This is a genomic window from Aeromonas sp. sia0103 (genome assembly GCF_963895295.1).
GTDB classification, from domain to species: domain Bacteria; phylum Pseudomonadota; class Gammaproteobacteria; order Enterobacterales; family Aeromonadaceae; genus Aeromonas; species Aeromonas encheleia.
Genome location: NZ_CAWQKG010000033.1, coordinates 350071 through 373783, shown reverse-complemented (window position 1 = coordinate 373783; position 23713 = coordinate 350071). Strand labels below are relative to the sequence as shown.

General features: G+C 60.5%; 23 protein-coding genes, 4 tRNA genes, 1 other RNA gene and 1 riboswitch. Of the genes, 18 read left to right on the top strand and 10 right to left on the bottom strand.

What is annotated here, in order from left to right:
• The first annotated feature begins 29 nt into the window (after positions 1-29).
• On the top strand, positions 30-905 hold the full coding sequence (locus tag AACW18_RS12980) for a LysR family transcriptional regulator (RefSeq protein WP_042652353.1): 876 nt from the start codon (positions 30-32) through the stop codon (positions 903-905).
• Positions 906-993: 88 nt separating this feature from the next.
• On the opposite strand, the gene ribA is transcribed toward AACW18_RS12980, so the two are convergent.
• Complete coding sequence (gene ribA, locus AACW18_RS12975; RefSeq protein ID WP_042652352.1) at positions 994-1587, bottom strand: GTP cyclohydrolase II; 594 nt, start codon at positions 1585-1587, stop codon at positions 994-996.
• 248 nt (positions 1588-1835) lie between these two features.
• Between ribA and cmk the strand changes: the two genes are divergently transcribed.
• The 6 genes from cmk (at position 1836) to pyrF (ending at position 7143) form a co-directional block, all read left to right on the top strand.
• Positions 1836-2528: a (d)CMP kinase gene (gene cmk, locus AACW18_RS12970; RefSeq protein ID WP_218388894.1), complete on the top strand. Its 693-nt coding sequence runs from the start codon at positions 1836-1838 to the stop codon at positions 2526-2528.
• Between the two features lie 93 nt (positions 2529-2621).
• The gene (rpsA, locus tag AACW18_RS12965; protein WP_005327816.1) at positions 2622-4292 is read left to right on the top strand and encodes a 30S ribosomal protein S1; all 1671 of its coding nucleotides are present in this window, start codon (positions 2622-2624) and stop codon (positions 4290-4292) included.
• Positions 4293-4384: 92 nt separating this feature from the next.
• On the top strand, positions 4385-4669 hold the full coding sequence (gene ihfB, locus AACW18_RS12960; RefSeq protein ID WP_005299934.1) for an integration host factor subunit beta: 285 nt from the start codon (positions 4385-4387) through the stop codon (positions 4667-4669).
• Positions 4670-4825: 156 nt separating this feature from the next.
• Positions 4826-5110, top strand: coding sequence for a LapA family protein (locus AACW18_RS12955; protein ID WP_042652349.1), 285 nt, complete (start codon positions 4826-4828; stop codon positions 5108-5110).
• Between the two features lie 9 nt (positions 5111-5119).
• Positions 5120-6286 carry a lipopolysaccharide assembly protein LapB gene (gene lapB, locus AACW18_RS12950; RefSeq protein ID WP_218388893.1) on the top strand — a complete coding sequence of 389 codons (1167 nt, stop codon included), beginning with the start codon at positions 5120-5122 and terminating at the stop codon, positions 6284-6286.
• A 158-nt stretch (positions 6287-6444) separates the two neighbouring features.
• Positions 6445-7143, top strand: a complete 699-nt coding sequence (gene pyrF, locus AACW18_RS12945; RefSeq protein ID WP_218388892.1) for an orotidine-5'-phosphate decarboxylase — start codon at positions 6445-6447, stop codon at positions 7141-7143.
• A gap of 128 nt (positions 7144-7271) precedes the next feature.
• Here pyrF and rrtA read toward each other — a convergent pair whose 3' ends face one another.
• Positions 7272-7850 (bottom strand): rhombosortase, encoded by a 579-nt coding sequence (rrtA, locus tag AACW18_RS12940; protein WP_256351876.1) that lies wholly within the window; start codon positions 7848-7850, stop codon positions 7272-7274.
• Between rrtA and AACW18_RS12935 the strand changes: the two genes are divergently transcribed.
• From AACW18_RS12935 to AACW18_RS12915, 5 genes are all read left to right on the top strand, one after another.
• Positions 7849-8460 carry a tRNA-uridine aminocarboxypropyltransferase gene (locus AACW18_RS12935; protein ID WP_371317036.1) on the top strand — a complete coding sequence of 204 codons (612 nt, stop codon included), beginning with the start codon at positions 7849-7851 and terminating at the stop codon, positions 8458-8460. The genes rrtA and AACW18_RS12935 overlap by 2 nt on opposite strands.
• Positions 8461-8488: 28 nt before the next feature.
• Positions 8489-9196 (top strand): 7-cyano-7-deazaguanine synthase QueC, encoded by a 708-nt coding sequence (gene queC / locus AACW18_RS12930; RefSeq protein WP_042652522.1) that lies wholly within the window; start codon positions 8489-8491, stop codon positions 9194-9196.
• A gap of 61 nt (positions 9197-9257) precedes the next feature.
• On the top strand, positions 9258-9929 hold the full coding sequence (gene queE, locus AACW18_RS12925) for a 7-carboxy-7-deazaguanine synthase QueE (RefSeq protein ID WP_042652344.1): 672 nt from the start codon (positions 9258-9260) through the stop codon (positions 9927-9929).
• A gap of 1 nt (position 9930) precedes the next feature.
• Positions 9931-10161 carry a DUF3820 family protein gene (locus AACW18_RS12920; RefSeq protein WP_042652343.1) on the top strand — a complete coding sequence of 77 codons (231 nt, stop codon included), beginning with the start codon at positions 9931-9933 and terminating at the stop codon, positions 10159-10161.
• Positions 10158-10721 (top strand): cob(I)yrinic acid a,c-diamide adenosyltransferase, encoded by a 564-nt coding sequence (locus AACW18_RS12915; RefSeq protein WP_042652342.1) that lies wholly within the window; start codon positions 10158-10160, stop codon positions 10719-10721. Before AACW18_RS12920 ends, AACW18_RS12915 begins: the two co-directional genes overlap by 4 nt.
• A 72-nt stretch (positions 10722-10793) precedes the next feature.
• On the opposite strand, the gene AACW18_RS12910 is transcribed toward AACW18_RS12915, so the two are convergent.
• A complete protein-coding gene (locus AACW18_RS12910) occupies positions 10794-11198 on the bottom strand; it encodes an H-NS family histone-like protein (protein ID WP_042652341.1) in 405 nt (134 codons plus the stop codon).
• A 321-nt stretch (positions 11199-11519) separates the two neighbouring features.
• Positions 11520-11691, top strand: a riboswitch (Lysine riboswitch).
• An 86-nt stretch (positions 11692-11777) separates the two neighbouring features.
• Here AACW18_RS12910 and AACW18_RS12905 point away from each other — a divergent pair.
• Complete coding sequence (locus AACW18_RS12905; protein ID WP_218329043.1) at positions 11778-13358, top strand: Na+/H+ antiporter NhaC family protein; 1581 nt, start codon at positions 11778-11780, stop codon at positions 13356-13358.
• Between the two features lie 87 nt (positions 13359-13445).
• Positions 13446-14027: a thymidine kinase gene (locus AACW18_RS12900; RefSeq protein ID WP_218388888.1), complete on the top strand. Its 582-nt coding sequence runs from the start codon at positions 13446-13448 to the stop codon at positions 14025-14027.
• A gap of 58 nt (positions 14028-14085) precedes the next feature.
• On the opposite strand, the gene AACW18_RS12895 is transcribed toward AACW18_RS12900, so the two are convergent.
• Positions 14086-15423 carry a flavohemoglobin expression-modulating QEGLA motif protein gene (locus tag AACW18_RS12895; RefSeq protein WP_218388887.1) on the bottom strand — a complete coding sequence of 446 codons (1338 nt, stop codon included), beginning with the start codon at positions 15421-15423 and terminating at the stop codon, positions 14086-14088.
• Between the two features lie 158 nt (positions 15424-15581).
• Here AACW18_RS12895 and AACW18_RS12890 point away from each other — a divergent pair, with 158 nt between their 5' ends.
• The 3 genes from AACW18_RS12890 (at position 15582) to AACW18_RS12880 (ending at position 16454) form a co-directional block, all read left to right on the top strand.
• On the top strand, positions 15582-16037 hold the full coding sequence (locus tag AACW18_RS12890) for a YbjN domain-containing protein (protein ID WP_218388886.1): 456 nt from the start codon (positions 15582-15584) through the stop codon (positions 16035-16037).
• Positions 16038-16182: 145 nt separating this feature from the next.
• A tRNA-Ser gene (locus tag AACW18_RS12885) sits at positions 16183-16270 on the top strand.
• A gap of 54 nt (positions 16271-16324) precedes the next feature.
• Positions 16325-16454, top strand: a non-coding RNA gene (locus tag AACW18_RS12880) — RtT sRNA.
• 306 nt (positions 16455-16760) lie between these two features.
• On the opposite strand, the gene katG is transcribed toward AACW18_RS12880, so the two are convergent.
• The 4 genes from katG to AACW18_RS12860 form a co-directional block, all read right to left on the bottom strand.
• The gene (gene katG, locus AACW18_RS12875; RefSeq protein ID WP_218388885.1) at positions 16761-18935 is read right to left on the bottom strand and encodes a catalase/peroxidase HPI; all 2175 of its coding nucleotides are present in this window, start codon (positions 18933-18935) and stop codon (positions 16761-16763) included.
• A 737-nt stretch (positions 18936-19672) separates the two neighbouring features.
• Positions 19673-19748, bottom strand: a tRNA-His gene (locus AACW18_RS12870).
• 49 nt (positions 19749-19797) lie between these two features.
• Positions 19798-19874, bottom strand: a tRNA-Arg gene (locus AACW18_RS12865).
• 37 nt (positions 19875-19911) lie between these two features.
• Positions 19912-19988 (bottom strand) — tRNA-Pro (locus AACW18_RS12860).
• A gap of 204 nt (positions 19989-20192) precedes the next feature.
• Here AACW18_RS12860 and folD point away from each other — a divergent pair.
• Entirely contained in the window at positions 20193-21050 is an 858-nt protein-coding gene (gene folD / locus AACW18_RS12855) for a bifunctional methylenetetrahydrofolate dehydrogenase/methenyltetrahydrofolate cyclohydrolase FolD (protein WP_042652335.1), read from the top strand.
• A 104-nt stretch (positions 21051-21154) separates the two neighbouring features.
• Here the strand turns inward: folD and AACW18_RS12850 are convergent, their stop codons facing one another.
• Positions 21155-22318 (bottom strand): trans-sulfuration enzyme family protein, encoded by a 1164-nt coding sequence (locus AACW18_RS12850; protein WP_218388884.1) that lies wholly within the window; start codon positions 22316-22318, stop codon positions 21155-21157.
• Positions 22319-22429: 111 nt separating this feature from the next.
• Positions 22430-23467, bottom strand: coding sequence for an isopenicillin N synthase family dioxygenase (locus AACW18_RS12845; protein ID WP_218388883.1), 1038 nt, complete (start codon positions 23465-23467; stop codon positions 22430-22432).
• Positions 23468-23713: the final 246 nt, after the last annotated feature.

The following is a 23713-nucleotide window of genomic DNA, read 5'->3' as shown; positions in this document are numbered from 1 at the left end:
ATGTTATCAATCTGATAAAGATAATTGATATGGATCTGAAACAGCTAACCTATCTGCTGGCGGTGCGCGACGCCGGCTCCTTCACCCGTGCCGCCCATGGGCTGCACGTGGCGCAGCCGGCGGTCAGCATGGCCATCGCCAAGCTGGAGCAGCAGCTCGAGCTGCGGCTATTCGATCGGCAGGATCGCAGCGTGCGGCTCACCCCTGAGGGGGAGGTGCTCTGCCGCCATGCCGAGCGCCTGCTGCTGCAGATGCATCAGGCCGAGGCGGAGATGGCCGAGCTCAAGGGGCTGGAGCGGGGCGAGGTACGCATCGGCATCCCCTACATGATGGGGTCCTATTACTTCCCCCCGATCCTGATGGCGTTCAAGCATCGCTACCCGGGCCTCAAGATCCGGGTGGAGGAGGCCGGCACCCGCGAGCTGCTCAGCCGCATGGTGGATGGCAGCCTGGATCTCGCCATCCTCATCACCAGCGATCTGCCGCCCGGGTTGGAGGGGGCCCAGCTGCTGCGCGAGGAGATGCTGATGGTGGTGGGGGAGGAGCATCCGCTGCGTCAGGCCGGCGCCGTCTCGCTGCCGCAGTTCTTCAGTCAGGAGCTCGCCATGTTCCGCCGTGGTTTCTATCATCGCGAACACATGGAGGCGCTGGCGCAGGGCCTGGGCATAGAGCCCAACATCGGCTTTGAGAGCAACCTCATTCCGCTGCTCAAGGCGGTGGTGCGCCAGGGATTTGCCGTGACCACCTTCCTGCGGATGGCGCTGGATGAGGAGACGGCGCTGATCGGGGTGCCCTTCGCGCCACCGATTTTCCTCGATCTCTGTGTGGCCTGGCGGCGGGGGGATCCGCTCTCCATGGCCAATCGCGCGCTGCGGGATTTTTTGCTGGCGCAGGCCCAGCCATGAGGCAGCACGCCGGATTGAGCCGTGCCCCGCACAAAAAAAAACGCCTCCCGATGGGAGGCGTTCGCCGAGGCTGTGGATGGTCGGTTCGTTACTTCTTGAACAGGTGATCCAGCTTGTCCGCCTTGGTGGAGAGATAGAACTCGTTGTGGGGGTTGCGCCCCTCCTGCAGGGGAACCCGCTCCACCACCGGGATGCCGAAGCTCTCCATCGCCTTCAGCTTGCGTGGATTGTTGGTCATCAGCTTGAGACTCTTGACCTCCAGCGCCTTGAGCATGTCGGCGCAGATGGTGTAATCGCGCATGTCGGCGGCAAATCCCAATGCCACATTGGCCTCGACGGTGTCGGCGCCCTGATCCTGCAGGTGGTAGGCCCGGATCTTGTTGAGCAGGCCGATGCCACGGCCCTCCTGTCGCACGTACAACAGGACGCCACGACCGGCCTTGGCGATGTTCTGCATGGCCGCCTGCAGCTGGAAGCCGCAGTCGCAGCGCAGGCTGAACAGGGCATCCCCGGTTAGACACTCAGAGTGAATTCGGCCCAGCACGGGCTCACCATTTGCGATATCGCCCATCACCAGTGCGGCGTGATCCTTGCCTGTACCGGTTTCCTGAAAGCCTACCAGCGTGAAGGTGCCCCAGGGGGTCGGCAACTTGGATTTAGCCACGAGGCTAATGCTGCTCATAGGGTTGCTCCTGACTACAGCTGCTTAAAAAAGGCGGCCAGTTTAGCGCGCCTTGCCCATAACAACCATAAGAACAAAACCTTGCATTGAGGAATGCTTTGCCTGATTGGTCATAAAGGGGGCAATCGCGACGACTTCTGCGCAATTGTGTGGCCTGACGGCTGCCAGATCCCGTGCATTTGGGTATAATCGGCGCCTATTTCCCCATCCCAACAGGGATGTGTGACCCCCTGTGCAGGAGAAGATTTATGCCTCATATGGCCCCCGTGATGACAATCGATGGCCCGAGCGGTGCCGGTAAAGGCACCCTGTGCCAACTGCTGGCCGAGAAGCTGGGTTGGCACCTGCTCGATTCTGGCGCCATCTACCGGGTGCTGGCTCTGGCCGCCTTGCATCACGATGTGGAACTCGATTCCGAAGCGGCGCTGGTGCCCTTGGCCGCCAATCTGGATGTGCAATTCCAGGTCGACGGCGAACAGGTCAAGGTGGTGCTGGAAGGAGAGGATGTCTCTCGCACCATCCGCACCGAAGAGGCGGGTAACGCCGCCAGCAAGATCGCCGCCTTCCCACGCGTCCGCGAAGCGCTGCTGCGCCGTCAGCGTGCCTTCCGCCAGGCACCTGGCCTCATCGCCGATGGCCGTGACATGGGCACCGTGGTTTTCCCTGAGGCCGAGGTGAAGATTTTCCTCGACGCCAGCGCGGAGGTGCGGGCGCAGCGCCGTTATAAGCAGTTGCAAGATAAGGGCTTTGATGTTAACTTTGAGCGTCTTTTAACCGAGATTCGGGAACGTGACGATCGCGACAGAAATCGCGCCGTAGCCCCCCTGAAACCCGCAGAAGATGCTCTTGTGGTAGACTCAACGTCTATGACCATAGATGAAGTGCTGGTGACGGTGCTCGCCTATGCGGAGCAACAACTTGGTGATATCAGCACGAGCTGATGTCAGTCGTCTGCACCATGGATGGCGCAGATAATTTAAAACAACCCCGCTTGTGCCGGATTGCGAGTGGATGTTTCATTTGTGACACAAACAATGATCGAATCTTTTGCTCAACTCTTTGAAGAGTCCCTGAACGCCGTTGAAACCCGTCAAGGTTCCATCGTCAAGGGTACCGTCGTTGCTATCGAGAACGGTTTTGTACTGGTTGACGCCGGTCTGAAATCCGAGTCTGCCATTCCTGCTGAAGAATTCAAGAACGCCCTGGGCGAGCTGGAAATCAATGTAGGCGACACCGTTGACGTGGCTCTGGACTCTATCGAAGATGGTTTCGGCGAAACCAAGCTGTCCCGCGAAAAAGCCAAGCGCCACGAAGCCTGGCTGCAGCTTGAGAAGGCATACGAAGAGCAAGCTACCGTTATCGGTATCATCAACGGCAAGGTCAAGGGTGGTTTCACCGTTGAACTGAATGGCATTCGTGCCTTCCTGCCGGGTTCTCTGGTTGACGTGCGTCCGATCCGTGACACCGCTCACCTGGAAAACAAAGAACTCGAGTTCAAGGTCATCAAGCTGGACCAGAAGCGCAACAACGTTGTCGTTTCCCGTCGTGCCGTGATCGAAACCGAGAACACCTCCGAGCGCGAAAGCCTGCTGGCCAACCTGCAAGAAGGTCAAGAAGTTAAGGGTATCGTCAAGAACCTGACCGACTACGGTGCATTCGTAGATCTGGGCGGCGTTGACGGCCTGCTGCACATCACCGACATGGCGTGGAAGCGCGTTAAGCATCCTTCCGAAATCGTCAACGTTGGCGACGAGATCGCAGTCAAGGTTCTGAAGTTCGACCGCGAGCGTACCCGTGTATCCCTGGGTCTGAAGCAGCTGGGCGAAGATCCCTGGGTTGCTATCGCCAAGCGTTACCCGGAGACCACCCGTCTGTCTGGCCGCGTGACCAACCTGACCGACTACGGCTGCTTCGTTGAAATCGAAGAAGGCGTTGAAGGCCTGGTACACGTATCCGAGATGGATTGGACCAACAAGAACATCCACCCGTCCAAGGTTGTTAACGTTGGCGACGTGGTTGACGTGATGGTTCTGGACATCGACGAAGAACGTCGTCGTATCTCCCTGGGTCTGAAGCAGTGCAAATCCAACCCGTGGCAGCTGTTTGCCGAAACTCACGCCAAGGGCGACCGTGTTTCCGGTAAAATCAAGTCTATCACTGACTTTGGTATCTTCATCGGTCTGGACGGCGGCATCGACGGCCTGGTTCACCTGTCTGACATCTCCTGGAACAACCAGGGCGAAGAAGCAGTACGTGAATTCAAGAAGGGCGACGAGATCGAAGCCGTTGTTCTGCAAGTGGACCCGGAGCGCGAGCGCATCTCCCTGGGCGTCAAGCAGATCGAAGAAGACCCGTTCAATAAGTACCTGTCTGATAACAAGAAAGGTGCTATCGTGAAGGGTAAGGTTACCGAGGTTGATGCCAAGGGTGCCGTGATCGAACTGGCTGACGGCGTAGAAGGCTACCTGCGTGCCTCCGATGCTGCTCGTGACCGTGTAGAAGACGCGACTCTGGTTCTGTCTGTCGGTGATGAAGTTGAAGCCAAGTTCATGGGCGTTGATCGTAAGAACCGCACCGTAAGCCTGTCTGTCCGTGCTAAGGACGAGGCTGACGAGCGTGTTGCTATCGATAGCCTGAACCAACAAGAAGAAGTTGTGTTCAGCAATGCTATGATGGAAGCGTTCAAAGCCGCCAAGGGTGAGTAATCCTTGATGCAAGAAAAGGGCGGCTTCACGCCGCCCTTTTTTATCTTGGCATAATGAATATTGCATGTGATCGGGGAAGGAGATTTAACCTTATGACCAAATCAGATCTCATCGAACAATTGGCTGCCAGCCGCATGCATATGCCGGCCAAAGATGTCGAAGCCGCGATCAAGGAGATCCTTGAACAGATGGCGTCGACCTTGCAAAACGGCGACCGGATTGAAATCCGAGGATTTGGAAGTTTTTCACTGCACTATCGTGCCCCCCGTGTGGGTCGCAACCCCAAGACCGGGGACAAGGTTGAACTGACCGGGAAATATGTCCCGCACTTCAAGCCCGGCAAAGAGTTACGCGAGCGCGTGAATATCATCGAATAATGCAGAAAATGGCATACCTGGGTATGCCTTTTTTATTTTTGTGACTTGGATTATGCCAATAGTCCGGTTTCTCGAAGTCTTTTCCCATTCGCTCTAGAGTCTTCCCGTGATTTTAAGGATAATCAATCTCTCATTAGCCACAGACAGGGAGCTCCTATGAAGCGTATCTTGGCCCTCATCCCCTTGGTACTGGTGTTTGTGCTGACCCTCGCCATCGGTTCGCAAAACGGTCAACAGGTGCAGTTCAATTATCTGATAGCCCAGGGCGAATTCTCGCTCTCCATGCTACTGGGATTCTTCCTCGCCGGCGGTTTCCTGCTGGGCTGGCTGGTATTCGGTCTGCTCTTCGTGCGTCTCAAACTGCAAAACCGCACCCTCAATCGCACCATGCGTCGTCAATCCCGCGAATTGGAGCTGGCCCGGTCGACAGCCAAGGAATAATGTCCCTCGATGCTTGAACTGCTTTTCCTGCTGTTGCCGATTGCCGCTGGTTATGGCTGGTATATGGGACGCAGGAGTGTTCGCCAGGACACCCAGCAACAGAGTAACCAATTCTCCCGCCAGTATGTGGCGGGTCTCAACTATTTGCTGTCTGACGAGTCGGACAAGGCAGTGGATCTGTTCATCCAGCTGCTGGAAGTGGACAGCGAAACCATCGAAACCCATCTCTCTCTCGGCAATCTGTTTCGCCAGCGTGGCGAAGTCGATCGCGCCATCAAGATCCACCAGAACCTCGTTACCCGCCAGCTGACCCGGGAGCAGCGTCAACTCGCGCTGCAGGAGCTGGCCCGTGACTTCCTCGCCGCCGGCTTGCTGGACAGGGCCGAGGCGCTCTGGAACGAGTTGTGCGAGGACGGTGACTATGAAGAGACGGCGCTGGCGCAACTGCTCGTCATCCATCAACAGCTGCGTGACTGGGACAAGGCCATCGAGGTCGCGGTGCGTCTGCAGAAGTTCCAGGGCAAGAAGCTGGCCGACCCCATCTCCCATTTCTACTGCGAGCAGGCAGAGAGTGCCCTGCGTGAAGGGGACAAGGCGGCGGGACGCGCCAAGTTGAAGCGGGCGCTCGGCGTCAATCCCACCTGTGCTCGCGCCAGTCTGCGACTGGCCGAGCTGGCCATGGAGGAAGGCAAGCATGAAGAGGCCAGCAAGGAGCTGCTGCGAGTGTTCGAGCAGGACATGGACTTTGCCTCCGAAGCCATGCCCAAGCTGCTCAGCTGCTATCAGCAGATGGGCCGCAGCCAGGAGCTGATCCCGCTGCTGGAGAAGGCGGTGGAGGATCATGCCGGTGTCAGCGTGACCCTGGCCCTGGCCAATCTGGTGGAGGCGCGCGATGGCCTGAGCCAGGCCCGTGCGCTGGTGCTGCGTCAGCTGCGCCGCCACCCGTCCATGAAGGGCTTCTATCAGCTGGTCGGCTTCCAGCTGGCCAGCGCCGAGGAGGGGCCCGCCAAGGAGAGCCTGGAGCTGCTGCAGCAGCTGGTCGGCGAGCAGATCAAGATCAAATCCACTCACAAATGCCGTCAGTGTGGCTTCGCCACCCACTCGCTGTTCTGGCAGTGCCCCTCCTGCCGGCAGTGGGGCTCCATCAAGCCGATCCGTGGCCTGGATGGTGAATAGCCGCTGGTAAGAGGCGAAATGTCAGCGCCCAAGTACCTCAGGCTGGCCCTTGGCCTGGACGATGAATCGCTGCTCAGAAAAAATGATGAAATACCAGATCCCAGGGCCTCAAGCTGAGCCTTGGTCTGGACGGTGAACAACAACCCATAGGAAGTGAAATGCTAGATCCCAAAGTACTGGTTGCGCTGGACTATCAGCACGAGGCCGATGCCTTCGCCTTCATTGAACAGATCTCCCCGGCCCAGTGCCGCCTCAAGGTAGGCAAGGAGATGTTCACCCTGTTTGGCCCCCAATTCGTACGTCAGCTGGTCGCCAAGGGATTCGATGTGTTTCTGGATCTGAAGTTTCACGACATTCCGAACACAGTCGCCAAGGCGGTGGCGGCCAGTGCCGAGCTGGGCGTCTGGATGGTGAACGTCCACGCCAGCGGGGGCGAGCGCATGATGCGGGCCGCCAAAGAAGCGCTCGCGCCCTATGGCGACAAGGCCCCCCTGTTGATCGGCGTGACAGTGCTGACCAGCATGGAGCAGTCCGACATGGCGCCCCTCGGCCTCAGCGTCGGCCCGGCCGAGCAGGTGATCCGGCTGGCCAAACTCACCAAGGAGGCCGGCTTGGATGGGGTGGTCTGCTCCGCCGAGGAGGCCCATGAGTTGAAAACCTTGCTCGGGGCCGACTTCAAGCTGGTCACGCCGGGCATTCGCCCGACCGGCTCGGCGGCGGGGGATCAGCGCCGCGTCATGACGCCGCTGGCGGCGATAGAGGAGGGGGCCGATTACCTGGTGATAGGGCGTCCCATCACCCAGGCTGCCGATCCGGCCGCGGTGCTGGCCAGCATCAACGCCGAGCTGAGCCGATAAGACGCCGAGCCCTGAATGACAACAGGCCGGATTTTCAATCCGGCCTGTTGTCTGTTGAACGGTAGCGATGTGGGAAGATGCGGTGATCAGGTTCTGAGCGGTCTGGCCGCCCGGCCATCAGCTGGGGCTCAGGGCTTGACGGTCTGGGCACCCAGACCGAATGGCAGCAGGCCGAGCAACAGGCCTGCGGCTGAGCCAATCAGATGTGATTCGATGTGAACCCGGGCGCCGATCAGCAGGGAGGCCGGGCTCTCACCGGCGCTGTAGAAGTCCAGCCCGAGCTTGATGAGGATCCCCAGCAACATCAGCCAGCCCGAATGGCGGCGATGGCGGATATCCTGCAAGGCACCCCACACGAAGAGCCCATGCAAGGCGCCGGACAGCCCCATGTACCACTGGGTCTGCGGGCACCACCACCAGATCCCCAGGCCGACGGCCGTTCCCAGCAGCAAGAGCAGCACGGGCAGGCGCCAGCCCGCCAGGTACTCGCGAAACAGGCTGTAGAGCACGCCCAGGCCGCTCAGATTGAGCAGCAGGTGCCATCCGTTGGTGTGGGCCAGATTGCCTGTTATGATGCGCCACCCTTCGCCCTGGGCTATCAGGGTACGATCAAAGGAGATCAGGTGATTTGGTACTGTGAGGAAGAGCAAGGCAGTGACGAGCGAAAGCGTGATGACCCAGAGCAAACCCGATTTTTCTGACAACATGAAACGGCCCAACGACAAAGAGAGCCGTTACTGTACACGCTGCACCCGAGCCCTCAAAGCCTGCCTGTGTGATTATATTCAGCAGGTGACCCATCTTGCCCCGCTCCACATTCTGCAGCATCCGACCGAGGTGGCTCACCCCAAGGGCACGGCCGCCCTGCTGGCCGCTTCCCTCAGCCAGGCCCGCATTCATGTGGGGGAGAGCTTCGCCGATGCCGACTGGCTCAATGCCCTGCTCGGCGACCCCGGGGTGCAGTGTTATCTGCTGTGGCCAGACGATCAGGCCCTGACCCTGGCGCAGGTGCGCGAGGGCAGTGGGCAAGCCAGAGAGGTGCATTTCATCCTGCTCGATGGCACCTGGCGCAAGGCGTATCGCATGCTGCACAGCAACCCGGCCCTGCTGCGGCTGCCGAGGATCAAGCTCGGCGCCATGGCGGGTCAATACTCCATTCGCAAGAAGCCGTTCCCCGAGGCGCTGTCGACCCTGGAGGCGGGCTACCATCTGTTATCCCAGTGGGAGGGGGAGCCCGAGCGCTTCGCCCCGCTGATGAACCTCTTTTCCCAGTTGAACCAGCAGTGGCATGATTTTGCACAAGGTCGCCGCGCTTGAATCTGAATTGCAAACAGGAGTGATGAACGTGAAAAAAGCCGTCGTGGTATTCAGTGGTGGTCAGGACAGTACCACCTGCCTGGTGCAGGCCCTGGCCCGCTATGATGAAGTGCACGCCATCACCTTCGACTATGGCCAGCGCCACCGGGAGGAGATCGACACCGCTCGCCGTCTGGCCAGCGAGTTTGGCATCGCCGCTCACAAGGTGATGGATGTGACCATGCTGGGGGAGCTGGCGGTCTCGGCCCTGACCCGGGACGAGATCCCGGTCAGCGGCGAGCTGCAGGACAACGGCCTGCCCAACACCTTCGTGCCGGGCCGCAACATACTTTTTCTGACCCTGGCCTCCATCTACGCCTATCAGGTCGGCGCCGAGACGGTGATCACCGGGGTCTGCGAGACCGACTTCTCCGGCTACCCGGATTGCCGCGACGAGTTCGTCAAGGCGCTCAACCAGGCGGTCTCCCTTGGGCTGGATCGCGGCATCCGCTTCGAGACGCCGCTGATGTGGCTCGACAAGGCCGAAACCTGGGCGCTGGCGGATCATTATGGTCAGCTCGACAGGGTGCGTCAGCAGACGCTCACCTGTTACAACGGCATCCTGGGGGATGGCTGTGGCAGCTGTCCCGCCTGCGAGCTGCGCAGCCGTGGCTTGAACCATTATCTGGCCGATCGGGTCGGGGTCATGGCCCGCCTGCGTGAGAAAACCGGGCTGGGTGAGAAAAGCGGATCCTGAGCCTGCGTCTTGCCCCGGTTTGGGGTATAATCCGCGCCTTTTGCAACAAGCCGTGATCAGCATGCACTACCCAATCAACGAGATCTTCCAGACCATCCAGGGGGAGGGCGTCTTCACCGGCCTGCCCGCCATCTTCGTTCGCCTGCAGGGCTGCCCGGTGGGCTGTCCCTGGTGTGACACCCGTCATACCTGGGTGGTGGATCCGGCGCGTGAGGTGGGCAGTAGCGAGGTGCTTGATCGTTCCAACGAGTCCGATGGCTGGAGCAAGATGAGCACGGTGCAGATCCTGGCCAGCTTCGAGACGCTGGGTTACCGGGCCCGCCACGTGGTGTTAACCGGTGGTGAGCCCTGCCTGTATGACCTGCATGAGCTATCAGCGGCCTTGCTGGCGGCGGGGTATCAGGTGCAGATCGAGACCAGTGGTACCAGCGAGATCCAGACCCACGACGACACTTGGGTCACCGTCTCTCCCAAGATAGGCATGAAGGGGGGCTTGCCGGTGCTGGTGTCGGCGCTCGAGCGTGCCAACGAGATCAAGCACCCGGTGGCCACTGAACGCCATATCGAGGAGCTCGACGCCTTGCTGGCGACGGCCAGCCTGCGTCCCGATGTGATGATAGCGCTGCAGCCCATCAGCCAGAAGCCCAGGGCGACCGAGCTGGCCATGGCGACCTGTATCGCCCGTAATTGGCGGCTCTCCATCCAGACCCACAAATATCTGAATATTGATTAATATGGATGGATTATCTGACGAGCGGGTATTGCTCAGCCTGGCGAAGAAGATGCCATACGGTAAATATCAGGGGCGACGCATCATCGATATTCCCGAGCCCTATCTGGTGTGGATGGCACGGACAGGTTTTCCAGCCGGTAGCCTGGGCCAGTCATTGGCGCTGGCGTACGAGATCAAGCTCAATGGGCTGGAGACCATGATTATTCCCATTATTAACAGGATGTCAGTATGAGAATATATACCCGACAAGGGGACAAGGGCCTCACCCGTCTGGCGGACGGTGCCCAGCTTGCCAAAGATGATATGCGGGTCGAGACCTATGGCGCCGTGGATGAATTGAATTCCCAGATAGGTCTGCTTATTGCCGAAATACCGTCGCAAGAGGCGGTGTTATTGGCCCAGCTGGTGCAGTTGCAGCAGGAGTTGTTTGATCTGGGCGGGGAGCTGGCTTTTTCCAGTGCGGCGCAGAATGCCAGCCTGTGGCAAGTCAACGAGGACTGGACCGCCAGACTCGAGCAACAGATCGATGCCTATAGCGCCCAGTTGCCGGTATTGCGCAATTTCATTTTGCCGAGCGGCTCACGGGCGGCGGCGCAGGCTCATGTGGTGCGCACCCTGACCCGGCGCTGCGAGCGCCTGCTGCTGGGCTTGAGCCGTGCAGAGCAGGTGAATCCGGCCATCCTGCCTTATCTGAACAGGCTGAGTGACTGGTTCTTCACCGTGGCCAGATACCTGCTGGCCTGCACCGGCACCCCCGAGGTGTTGTGGGTCAAGGCGGCCGATCGGGGCTGAGCAACCACCATCTACGGAAATAAAAAAACCTCGCCAGGCGAGGTTTTTTTTATTTGAACAATACGGGATGTATCAGATGGCAAAATCTTCCACGGATTTCCCTTCGGCCACGGCCTTGGCAATGGCGGAGGGCATGCGACCCTGACCGGTCCAGGTTTTTTCCACCCCGTTATCCAGATAACGATATTTGGCGGGGCGGGGAGCTCGCTTGCCCTTGCCGGCCTTGGGAGCATCGATGGCAACACTACCCACTAATTCGGCTGGATCTATGCCTGCGGCCTTCAACATCTCGGCATATTCGGTAATTTTTCGCTGGTGCTCTGCACGGGCCTGACGCTCGGCGGATTCATCCTGCTGGCGCTCGGTGACGATGGCGGTGAGTTTTTCCAGACCCTCTTCCAGTTGTTCCAGAGTCAATTCACGGCAAGTCGCCCGCAGGCTACGGATATTCAGCAGGACTTTCAGAAATTCGTTCATATAGGCTACCACGCGCGCAGGAATATTAAGGAAATGAGATGTGCTTTTCGATAATTTAAAGGGTGGTTTGCGCTCAAGTCAAGCAAACTGAATTAATTAATTCGGCAGGTAAATTAAGCCAGGTGGATAATTGGCGGGAAGATATAGCACAGGTATTGAAGCTGTCATCTCCAAATGAGATTCAAGTAGATGAAAATGTTGTCTATATCGGATTGTTCGCACCATTTGACTACCATTTTGCGTAAGATCCCTGCACTAACATTGAATTTTAATCAAAAAACTTGCTATCACGCGGTGTCCCGATAAAATGTGCCCCGAATACCTTTAAGTAGAGGCGCGCTGCCTATGAGTAACCGAGCGGAGGGTGATGCCTGCGATGCTCGATGAAAGGAGTCGGCGCCGAAGTGACCAGGCCATCATACCGGGTTGCTGGTTCTGCATCTAATAGGTGCAGGACTGCCATAGTCATCCACTATGGAGCGCTACCTGAAGGGGCTGAGGAGTATGCCCGCCCCGGGTTTTGTTTCTTTAGATCCTCTCGGTAGATCTCCACCTGCTGTCTTTAGGTGCAAAGAGATCATGGACATCGTTCATTACGCCGACTCCGGTTGGTCAGTCATTCCCCCCTTATTGGCCGTCGCCCTGGCGATCATCACCCGTCGCGTCCTGGTGTCGCTGGGGGTCGGTATCGTGGCCGGCAGCCTGCTGCTCAACCAGTTTTCCCCGCTCGATTCCCTGCATTACATGCTGAACACCGTGCTCAAGATCGTCTGGGTCGACGGTGCGCTGAACCGTGACAACGTCAACATGATCCTGTTCATGTTGCTGCTGGGCGGTCTCATCAGCCTGATGAGCGTCTCCGGTGCGACCCGGGCCTTCGCCGAGTGGGCCGAGCGCCGTGCCAAGACCCGCAAGGGGGCCAAGGCCCTCACCGGCATGATGGTGTTTGCCTTCTTCATCGATGACTTCTTCCACAGCCTGTCGGTGGGGGCCATCTGCCGTCCGGTCACCGATCGCTTCCAGATCTCCCGCGCCAAGCTGGCCTATCTGCTCGACTCCACCGCCGCACCGGTCTGCGTGCTGATGCCCATCTCCTCCTGGGGGGCCTACATCATCGCCCTGGTGGGGGGCATCATGGCGGCCCATGGCCTGACCGATCAGAGTCCCATCTCCGCCTTCGTCGAGATGATCCCGATGAACCTCTATGCCGTGTTCACCCTGATCATGGTACTGGTGGTGATCGCGTTCCAGCTCGACATCGGCTCCATGCGTCAGCATGAGCAGTGGGCGCTGGAAGGCAAACTGTGGGACGAGTCCAAGGGCCGCCCCATCGGGCTGGACATGGAGTCTCCGGAGGAGAGCAATGGCGGCATGATCGACATGGTGCTGCCGATCCTGACCCTGACCCTGGCGACCGTCTACTTCATGATCCATTCCGGCGCCGCCGTGCTGGAGGGCAAAGGCCTGCCGTTCAGCGTGCTCGGCTCGTTCGAGAACACCAACGTCGGTTCCTCCCTGGTCTACGGCGCCCTGTGCAGCCTGGTGGTCTCCATCGGTCTGGCCATGCGCCTCAAGCTTGGGGCCAGAAACTGGATGAAGGCCGCCCCGCAAGGGATCATGGCCATGCTGCCGGCGATCAACATACTGCTGTTCGCCTGGACCATAGGCGCCGTGGTGCGCGACGTGGAGACCGGCAAATATCTGGCCTCCATGGCCAATGGCAACCTGCCGATCGAAGTGCTGCCGGCGGTGGTGTTCATCCTCTCCTGTGCCATGGCGTTTGCCACCGGTACCAGTTGGGGCACCTTCGGCATCATGCTGCCACTGGCCGGCGACATGGCGGCCGCCAGCGACATCAGCCTGATGCTGCCGATGCTGGCCGCCGTGCTGGCGGGCTCGGTGTTCGGCGATCACAGCTCGCCCATCTCCAGTACCAGCATACTGTCGGCCACCGGTGCTGGCTGCCATCACATCGATCACGTGATGACCCAGCTGCCCTATGCGCTGGCCATCGCCTTCGGTGCCGCGCTCGGTTACCTGGTGATGGGGCTGATGCACTCGGTGCTGGCGGGCTTCACGGTCAGCGCGCTCTGGTTCGTGATCTTCTCCGGCTACCATCTGCGCAAGGCCCGGCTCCAGCGAGACCTGGCCATCGCATAAAATAGAACAAGGGGCCCACGGGCCCCTTGGTTTTGGCGGGGCCTTTGGTTAGCATGCGCCCCATAAATTCAGTTTCGGAACAGCACCATGGCTTCACTGCACTACAAATTTGCCACCATGAACTCAGGCAAGTCCACCCAGCTCATCCAGGCCCACTTCAACTACCTGGAGCGCGGCATGGTTCCGCTGGCCATGACGCCCGTCATCGACGATCGCTTCGGGGCCGGGGTGATCAGCGCCAGAGTGGGGCTGGAGCTGAAGGTGGAGGTGTTCAGTGACAGCTGCGATCTGCTCGAGATGGTCAAGGCTCGTCACGGCAAGAAGAAGATCGATGTGTTCATCGTCGACGAGGCGCAGTTCCTGACCCGCGAGCAGGTGTACCAGCTCGCCCGCATCGTCGATGAGCTCAAGATCCCGGTCATCGCCTATGGCCTCAAGACCGATTTTCGGGGGGAGCTGTTCCCCGGCTCCTACCATCTGCTCTGCCTGGCCGACAAGTTCGAGGAGCTGAAAAGCATCTGCTGGTGCGGCAACAAGGCGCACATGAACTCCAGAGTCAACGAGGCGGGGCAGGTGATGCGTGACGGCGAGCAGGTGGAGATCGGCGGCAACGATCGCTATGTGTCGCTCTGCCGCAAGCACTACCTGGATGGCCAGGCCTTCAAGTAACCGAGCATGCAAAGCAAAAGGGCGCCGACAGGGCGCCCTTCTTGCATCCGCGGGTGGCTCAGTCTATCTCGATGTCCACCGGTGCTATGATGGGATCGGCCACCGGCAGGCGGTGGAACAGCTGACGAAAATGCTGCTGCACCCGGCCTATGTCCACCAGCGACATGCCGGAGGCGAAGCCGAACCAGACATAGAGGCCGGTGAGATCGCGGAACATGGGGGGCAGGTAGCGGGGCGCATCGATCAGCCCCTCCAGGTAGTGTTGGTAGAGCACCGGAATGTCGTCCAGGGTCACCTTGCCCACGAACAGCATGGGCAGGATCTCGGGCACCCCCTCCAGCACGGCGCTGCGGATGAAGTTGACCGTCTCCACATAGCCCTTCACGTAGGAGAGATCCTTGGTGAAGCAGGCGCCCCCCTCGACCATGCCGCCGCGAAACACCCGCTGGGTGATCTTGTAGGCATCGTGCTCGCTGGCCCCCTTCTCGACGAAATGGCGAAACACCTCGATGAAGTCGGCGCCACGCTCCGCCATGTCGATGGCCATCACCCGATCCGAGATACGTTTGGCCCTGTCCGGGAAGGAGCTGAAGGTGAGCGTCTCGATGAGCACCGCCAACCCCTCCTGGCAGGCGGTGATGCGCGGCGAACCGGCGCCTAGCCAGGTGGCATAGGATTGCTGGCGGCCGTTGAGGGTGGTGCCGACATGCACCCAGCCCTCGTGCACCTCCAGCACCTGCAGGTCCAGCTCGGAGAAGCGGGCGTGGGTGCTCAGCTTGATGTAATCCCCCCCGGCGGCGGCGTCCGAGACGATGCCATCGCTCAGCTTGACCTGCACTGTGCCGTCGCTGAAGTAGTTCGACAGCTTGCCCTGCAGCTTGGCCACCGCCGCTTCCCCCTCAAACTCCTTGGGGTAGGGGCGAACCAGGTGGCGGGCGCCGGGCAGCGAGAAGATGTCGCACAGCCTGGCTCCCAGCTCCTTGAGGGTCTTGCGATCCCCGCGCAGGTGGTCGCTGGCCGAGCCGTACAGCAGCTGGCTATAACGCTGGAAGTCAGGCTGCCCGCGCTGGCGCAGCATCTCGATCACCACCATGTACTGATCGACCGTCTCTTGCAGGATCCGGCCCAGATCGTCCTGAGGGCCGAGTCGTCGGCGGATCCTGTCCCTCAGCTCCTTGAGCTCCAGATACTTGTTGCGCGGATCGAAATCGAGGGGGAGGCCCTGATAGAAGTTGGCGTCGATGGCCGGCAACTCTCGTCCGCCCTTGGCCAGAAACTCGGTCTGCAGGTGGCGGGGCCACTTGATGGCATCCAGGATGCGGATGGGCTTTTGCAGGGCAAGCAATTCATCCGAGAGGGACTTCAGATGCAGGCGATATTTTTCTTGGATGGTCATCGGGCCCCCTGTGGGGCGAGTGTGAGGCGAGAATGGCTGAGTATATGCATAGCGCTTGCCAAAAAGAAGCGAGACGCCGGCTTATCCGGCCTGCGTACTTTTGGTTGTCGGAAAATTGGTTTAGACTGCGCCCCTTGATCCTTATTGTGTTCGTGAAAATGATGAATATCCCCAGCTCTGAAATGATAATGCGGTGGTTGCAACAGGCCAGGATCGAGCACTATGTGTGCGATCAGTGTCATGGCATCCACATGGTGTCCCTGCAGTCCGTCGAGGGTATCCAGGAGAGCCGGATCTTTGTCGAAGAGGAAGGGCTGCTGTTCTCATCCGAACTGGAGGTGCGCCCCTCGTCGCTGCTGCCAGTGATGGCCGAGCTGGGTCGCCTCAACATGCAATATCCCTCGCTCAAGGTGTTCCTCGACATCATCGACGACAACCTGCCGCGCCTCATCGTGGGCCATACCGTCTTCACCAAGGCAGGGCTGAGCGTGGAGCAGTTCTTGCTGTTCGTCGAGAGCACCACGGCGACGACCCACGAAGTGGTGGCCGAATGTGAGCGGCTGGGCTTCCTGAACCTGTCGGAAATCCAGGTCGCACCTGAATCGGTGCATTGATCTGTTCGTTAAATGTGCGAACGGTTCGTGGCAGCCAAAAAGCCGTTGACGCAGGCGGGGCTTTCCCCTAAATTACGCCCCGTTCCGGCGCAATGGCGCAACGAACCGGTGTTGGCTGAACACCTTAAACAACAGACAAAAATTTGGTGAGGTGTCCGAGTGGCTGAAGGAGCACGCCTGGAAAGTGTGTATACGGCAACGTATCGAGGGTTCGAATCCCTCCCTCACCGCCAAATTGAAAAACCGACCTCAGGGTCGGTTTTTCGCATCCGGGAACACCACATTCCCTGATGCCAATAGAGGGAGGGTGAGAACCCTCGCCCGGGTTCGAGCAGAGCAGCTTGCTGCGATGAACGGCCGTAGGCCGCCCCGAAGGGGTGAGCCACGCAGTGGCGAATCATCCCTCCCTCACCGCCAAATAAAGTAAGAGGGCCTGTCGCAAGACAGGCCCTCTTACTTTTTCCGGTGACGGGCGGCTCGGTTCGAACCCTGTTCGACAAGCGGGCAGGATAGCCCGCTTGGACAGCTGAAGGCTGCCCGCAGGGCGAGTGCCAGGGATGGTGCGAGTCAATCCCGACCCGCCGCCAAATAGCAAAACCCGACCATATGGTCGGGCTTTTTGCATTGGGGCCTGTCTAGTCCATCAAAAACAACGCTCCGATGCCCGCGATGGCTTGAATGCCATCCGCGGAAACCGGAGCGTTGGTCGCTACTTTTTCAAACTCAGGCGAGATCGAAGCGATCCAGGTTCATCACCTTGGTCCAGGCCGCCACGAAGTCCTTCACGAATTTCTCCTTCGCATCGGCGCTGGCGTAGACCTCGGCCAGTGCCCGCAGCTGGGAGTTCGAGCCGAACACGAGATCGACACGCGTCCCCGTCCACTTGGCCTTACCCGTCTTGCGCTCTACCCCTTCGTAGATCCCTTTGACGCCTGCCGGCTTCCACTCCGTGCCCATGTCGAGCAGGTTGACGAAGAAGTCGTTGGAGAGCGTCCCGGGGGTCGAGGTCAGGATCCCGTGTTTGGAGCCGGCGTTGGCCCCCAGCATGCGCAGGCCACCGACCAGCACCGTCATCTCGGGCGCGGTGAGCGTCAGCAGCTGTGCCTTGTCGACCAGCATGGCTTCCGAGAGCTCCGCGTAGTCGCCGCCCAGATAGTTGCGGAAACCGTCGGCGAGGGGTTCCAGCACGGCGAACGCCTCGACGTCGGTCTGTGCCTGGGAGGCGTCCATGCGGCCTGGCCTGAACGGCACCGTCACCACGACACCGGCTTTCTTCGCCGCCAGTTCGACGCCGGCACCGCCCGCGATCACGATCAGATCGGCCAGCGATACCCGCTTGCCGCCCTTGGCCTCCTTGTTAAAGTCAGCCTGGATACCCTCGAGCACCTTCAGCACCTTCGCCAACTGTGCCGGCTGGTTGGCTTCCCACTGGTTTTGCGGGGCGAGCCTGATGCGCGCACCGTTGGCGCCGCCGCGTTTGTCTGAGCCACGGAAGCTCGAGGCCGCAGCCCATGCGGTCGACGCCAGCTCGGCGACGGACAGGGAGGAGGCGAGGATCTTCTCCTTGAGCGCGGCGACGTCTTTGTCATCGACCAGCTCGTGATTGACGGCGGGGATGGGGTCTTGCCAGATCAACTCTTCCTTCGGCACTTCCGGGCCCAGATAACGAGCCACGGGGCCCATGTCGCGGTGGGTCAACTTGAACCAGGCACGGGCGAAAGCGTCGGCGAAGGCCTGCGGATCCTCGTAGAAGTGGCGGGAGATCTTGCCGAATTCCGGATCGAACCGCAGGGTCAGGTCGGTGGTCAGCATGGTCGGCTTGTGGAACTTGCCCGGGATATGCGCATCGGGAATGATCTCCGGTGCATCCTTGGCCACCCACTGCTTGGCGCCGGCCGGTGACTTGGTCAGCTCCCACTCGTAGTTGAACAGGTTCTCGAAGAAGTTGTTGCTCCACAGCGCCGGGGTCTTGGTCCAGGTCACCTCGATGCCGCTGGAGATGGTGTCCTTGCCATGGCCGCTGCCGTAATTGCTCATCCAGCCCAGGCCCTGCGCCTCCAGGGGCGCGGCTTCCGGCTCGGGCCCCTTGTGGGATTCCGGGGCGGCGCCGTGGGCCTTGCCGAAGGTGTGGCCACCGGCAATGAGGGCGACCGTCTCTTCGTCATTCATGGCCATGCGGCCGAAGGTGGAGCGGATGTCTTTGGCCGCCTCCATGTAGTCGCCGCTGGCATTGGGGCCTTCGGGGTTGACGTAGATCAGCCCCATGTGGGTGGCACCAAAGGGGGCCGCAAGCTCGCGGTCGCCTTTGACCCGATCGGGATCAACCCCGAGCCAGGCGATCTCATCGCCCCAGTTCACGTCCTGATCCGGCTCCCACACGTCCGCGCGGCCGCCACCAAAACCGAAGGTCCTGAAGCCCATCGACTCCAGGGCGACGTTGCCGGCGAGGATCAGCAGATCGGCCCAGGAGATCTGGCTGCCGTACTTCTGCTTGATCGGCCAGAGCAGGCGCCGTGATTTGTCGATGTTGACGTTGTCGGGCCAGCTGTTGAGGGGGGCGAAGCGTTGCTGGCCGCGGCCGCCGCCGCCGCGACCATCTGTGGTGCGATAGGTCCCCGCGGCGTGCCAGGCCATGCGGATGAACTGCGGTCCGTAGTGGCCGAAGTCCGCCGGCCACCACTCCTGAGAGTCGGTCATCAGCCTGACCAGGTCTTTCTTGAGCGCCTTGTAGTCAAGGCTCTCGAACGCCTTGACGTAATCGAAGTCTTTGTCCATGGGATCGGAGCTGGAGGAATGCTGGTGCAGAAGATCCAGCCGCAGCTGGCTCGGCCACCAGTCCCGATTGGTTCTGCCGACGCCGGCGGTGTGGTTGAAGGGGCATTTGCTTTCTTCACTCATCTCAGTCTCTCCTTGGCTGTCGTTTGTAAGGCTAACAACTCATTATGGGGAAGATTTCCACTTTGCTATCTGTGGTTATTGCACGGCCGTCGTCATCACCTGGCTGGGCCCTTATCCATTAATCCTTATTTATCATTATGTTGTTCATTTCTTTCGCGCCTGGCGCGCGAAGAATTGGATTAAGCCTATCTATTTTAACAATATATTCACGATTGCTACCCCCAGGTGGCGCGGCGTCCCCGATAACTCTTGCTCCGGCTCTCTTGCACCTTCACCGCTGTGCCCGGCATGGCTCTGCCTGGGTGAGCGCTCCCGGTTGGCAATATGTGAACAGAATGCATGCGCTCCTGCAGCAATAGCACAGTGCCAAGCGGCAAAGTTTGCGCTGCATCATGGTGCCTAGGGATAGGTCAGGCAGGGAGTATGGCCCAGTTCATTTCTGTGACCTCAGGCTAACTGCATGAATCATTAGTTATTTTGGCGATGCTCTCGCCGGGATAGAGGATGGGTCCAGAGGCGCTTAGCGCGGTGCCGACAGGATCAGGCAGAGGGACATACGCGCAGGGGAGGGCACGGCGGGCAAGAGAGAAAGAGGAAGAGGGTGGCTGGCGCCTTCGCGGTAGCCGGCGCCAAAAACAAAAAAACCGGCACTGGGCCGGTTCTCGAGCGTGCGACGAGGCGTGCACGCGATCAGTCAGACTGACCTCTGTTGGCGCTAAGGCACAAACAGAAAATAATGGGGTGGCTGATGGGGCTCGAACCCACGACAACCGGAATCACAATCCGGGACTCTACCAACTGAGCTACAGCCACCACTGAAATTGTCCGTTAATGAACACCCCCAGACGAGGGTAAACATTAATGGTGCGCCCTGCAGGATTCGAACCTGCGACCCACGGCTTAGAAGGCCGTTGCTCTATCCGACTGAGCTAAGGGCGCTCTGTATCGAGAAGTCTATCTGACACCTCGATGAACTTGGTCGGTGATAAAGGATTCGAACCTTTGACCCTCTGGTCCCAAACCAGATGCGCTACCGGACTGCGCTAATCACCGAGAAATTATCCGTCCAGCATACTCAGAGCGAGGCGGCTGGGCAACGGGCGGGCATCATACCCAAGCGACAAACGCAGCGTCAACGACTTTTTCCGTCAGTAAATTCAAATGCCTACTTATTGCCCGTCCAGTGCGAGCCGCTAACATCCGTGCCAAAAAAATGCGACAATGCGCGGCAGTTGAACACATGGTGAGTGAAGAACGATGTCTGCCAAAATCATTGATGGAAAACAGGTTGCGCAAACGATTCGCAGTCAGGTCGCTGCGAAGGTCCAACAGCGGTTGGCGTTGGGCAAGCGGGCGCCGGGGTTGGCGGTGATCCTGGTCGGGATGGATCCGGCCTCTCAGGTCTATGTCGGCAGCAAGCGCCGCGCCTGTGAAGAGGTGGGCTTTGTCTCCCGCTCCTATGACTTGAGTGCCACCGCGAGTCAGGCAGAGTTGCTGGCCCTGATCGATCGGCTCAATGAGGACGCAGAAGTGGATGGGATCCTGGTGCAATTGCCCCTGCCGGCCCATTGCGACACGACCCAGGTGCTGGAGCGCATTCGTCCCGACAAGGATGTGGATGGTTTCCACCCCTATAACGTGGGCCGCTTGGCACAACGCATCCCGGCGCTGCGCCCCTGCACCCCCAAGGGCATCATGACCCTGATCGAGGCGACCGGGGTCAAGACCCACGGCCTGCATGCGGTGGTGGTCGGGGCTTCCAATATAGTGGGGCGCCCTATGACCCTGGAGCTGCTGCTGGCGGGCTGCACCACTACCACCTGCCATCGCTTCACCCAGGATCTGGAGACCCAGGTTCGCCGTGCCGATCTGCTGGTGGTGGCGGTGGGCAAGCCGAACTTCATTCCCGGTGAGTGGATCAAGCCGGGCGCCCTGGTGATCGACGTGGGCATCAACCGCCTGGCCGACGGCTCCCTGGTCGGGGATGTGGAGTTTGAAACGGCGCGCAGCCACGCCGCCTTCATCACGCCGGTACCCGGTGGGGTGGGCCCCATGACGGTGGCCAGCCTGATGGAGAACACCCTGAGCGCCTGCCAGGACTACCACGACGCCTGATCGGCACGGGCGCCGTGCACGCGAGAGGCGATGCAAGATAAAAGGGAAGGCCTGGCCTTCCCTTTATTGTTCCCGATCATCCATATCCCCTTCGCAGGGGGCTCTCAACTGATGGCCAGGGCCGCCGCCAGATCGGCGATCAGATCGTCGGCATCCTCCACCCCAATGCTGAAGCGGATGAGATCATCATTCACCCCGGCCGCCAGCCGACTCGCCTCGTCCATGGCGGCGTGGGTGGTGCTGGCCGGGTGGCAGGCCAGACTCTCGAGATCGCCCAGGCTCACCGCCTGCACGAACAACTGCAGGTTGTCGAGCAGGATGGCGCAGCGCTTGAATCCCCCCTCCAGCTCTATGCTCACCATGCCGCCGAAGCCGCTGGCGAAGGCGCCGAGGGCGTCGTGGCCCGGGTGGCTGGCGAGCCCCGGGTAGATCACCTTCTTCACCGCCGGGTGGGCGGCGAGGAAGTCGGCGACTCTCTGGGCGTTGTGCAGATGGGCATCCATGCGCAGCGGCAGTGTCTTGACCCCCCGTTGCAGCAGGTAGGCCTCCTGCGGTCCTATGGGGGAGCCGATGTGCTTGAGCGCCACGGTACGAATGGTTTTCATCAGTTCGTGGCGGCCGGCCACCACCCCGGCGATGATGTCGCCATGGCCGCCCAGGTACTTGGTGCCACTGTGCATCACGACATCGATGCCAAGCTCCAGCGGGCGCAGCAGATAGGGGGTGAGGAAGGTATTGTCACAGACGCTGATGGCGCCGACCTTGCGGGCCGCCTCGACCACCACCCGCGGATCCACCACCTTGAGGGTGGGGTTGGTCAGCGTCTCGAACAGCACCACCTTGGTGGCGGGGCTGATGTTGGCCAAGAGATCCTGATCGCTGTCGTAGGCGGTGACCCTGATCCCGGCGCGGCTGAAGGTCTGCTTGAGGAAGGCATCGGTACCGCCGTAGAGCGGGCCTATGTAGGCCACCTCATCGCCGCTGTCCGCCAGGGCATAGAGGATGGCGCTCACCGCCGCCATACCGCTCGCCAGCACCAGCGCCTCGTCGGCCCCCTCCAGCGCCGCCAGCTTCTGCTCCAGCTCGGCGGTGGTGGGGTTGCCGAAGCGGCTGTAGATGAAGCCGGGGGCCTGGCCGGCGAACCGCTCCTTGCCCGCCTGGGCGTTGAAGTAGCTGAAGGTGCTGCTCTGGTAGAGCGGGGTGGTGAGGGCGCCGGTCTGGGGATCGATCCGCTGGCCGCTGTGCACGCTCATGGTCTTGAATTTCATCGCTTTACTCCGTGTTGCCAGGCTCTGGCTGATCTGCTTGTTTTAGGTTTGCCGGGGGACGCCATGGCATCCCCCGTCGAATGGAATGGCAGGGAGGCAGGCTCCCCTGGGTCAGGCCGGCTCGGGCTCCCGCCGCACTGTATTCGGTGTCTGCTCCGAAGCATAGTGGCGCGCCGCCACATCCGGGTGGGAGCGCAGCCGCCCCTTGAGCACGTTCTCCCCCACCTGATAGAAGAGCGGGTTGGCGGGATCGCTTTCGGGTCCCTCGGCCTGGGCCGCCAGCGCCGGCGACAGGCTCAGCCGCGGCACTGTGGCATCGAGCCTGGCCGCCATGAAGAAGGCGCAGGAGAGGCGCGATACCCCGGGCGGCGGGCTCTGTACTCTATGCAGGGTCGCCTTGAGGTAGCCGTTCGAGGCAAGCTCCAGCAGTTCGCCGATGTTGACCACCAGGGCCCCCGGCAGGGGCGGCGCCGGGATCCAGCCCGTGGCGCTCTCCACTTCGAGCCCGGAGTGATCGTCCTGCATCACCAGGGTCAGGTAACCCGGATCCTTGTGGGCACCGACCCCCTGGGCGCTGCCGCCGGCCTCGCGCCCCGGATAGTGGATGAGCTTCATGTGCTGATAGGGGCCGCCGGCTATGCTGGCATCGAACACCCCCTGCGGCTGTTCCAGCACCTCGGCGAAGGCCGAGAGCAGGTTGAGGGTGATGTCGGTCAAGCGTGCCTGCCAGGCCAGCAACTGGTCCTTCATCCCGGGCAGGGTGGCGGGCCACTGGTTGGGGCCGATCAGCCGCTGCCAGGGATGGCCGATCTCCGCTGCGGCGAGCGCCGCTGCCTCCCCCATGATATCGAACTGCTCGCGCCGATCCGGCCGGGCCCGGGTCAACTCGGCGCCCACCTGGTTGTAGCCGCGAAAATGGGGGCTGTGCACCATCTGCACCGCGCGCTTCTGCTGCTCGGGCAGGGCGAAGAAGCGGGCCGCCAGCGCCAGGGTCTCTTTCTGCTGCGCCTCGCTCAGACCATGTCCGGTCAGATAGAAGAAGCCGACTTCCCGCGCCGCCTGGCCCAGCTTGGCCAGCATCTGGCGACGAGCCTCGGGGGCGCCTTTGAGCGCGGCATAGTCGATGATTGGCAGTGATGAATGTTCCATGTGCACCTCTTCCTGTCCCAGTGGCGGGGTATTGGCCCCGCTGACGAAATGTCGGTATCCGGCTGGCTGGCACCGCATGGCGCCAATTGGCTTGAGGTGATGCTACGGTTCTGGGTTATAAGACGGAAACAACAAAATATTCTTAGTTATATACAAAAATCGAAATGGAATTCGAATCCTGTGCGGATTTCACTCTGGTTTGCCGTGTTAAGGGAGCGGGCGCCCTGTGCCGGGGAGGGAAGGCGG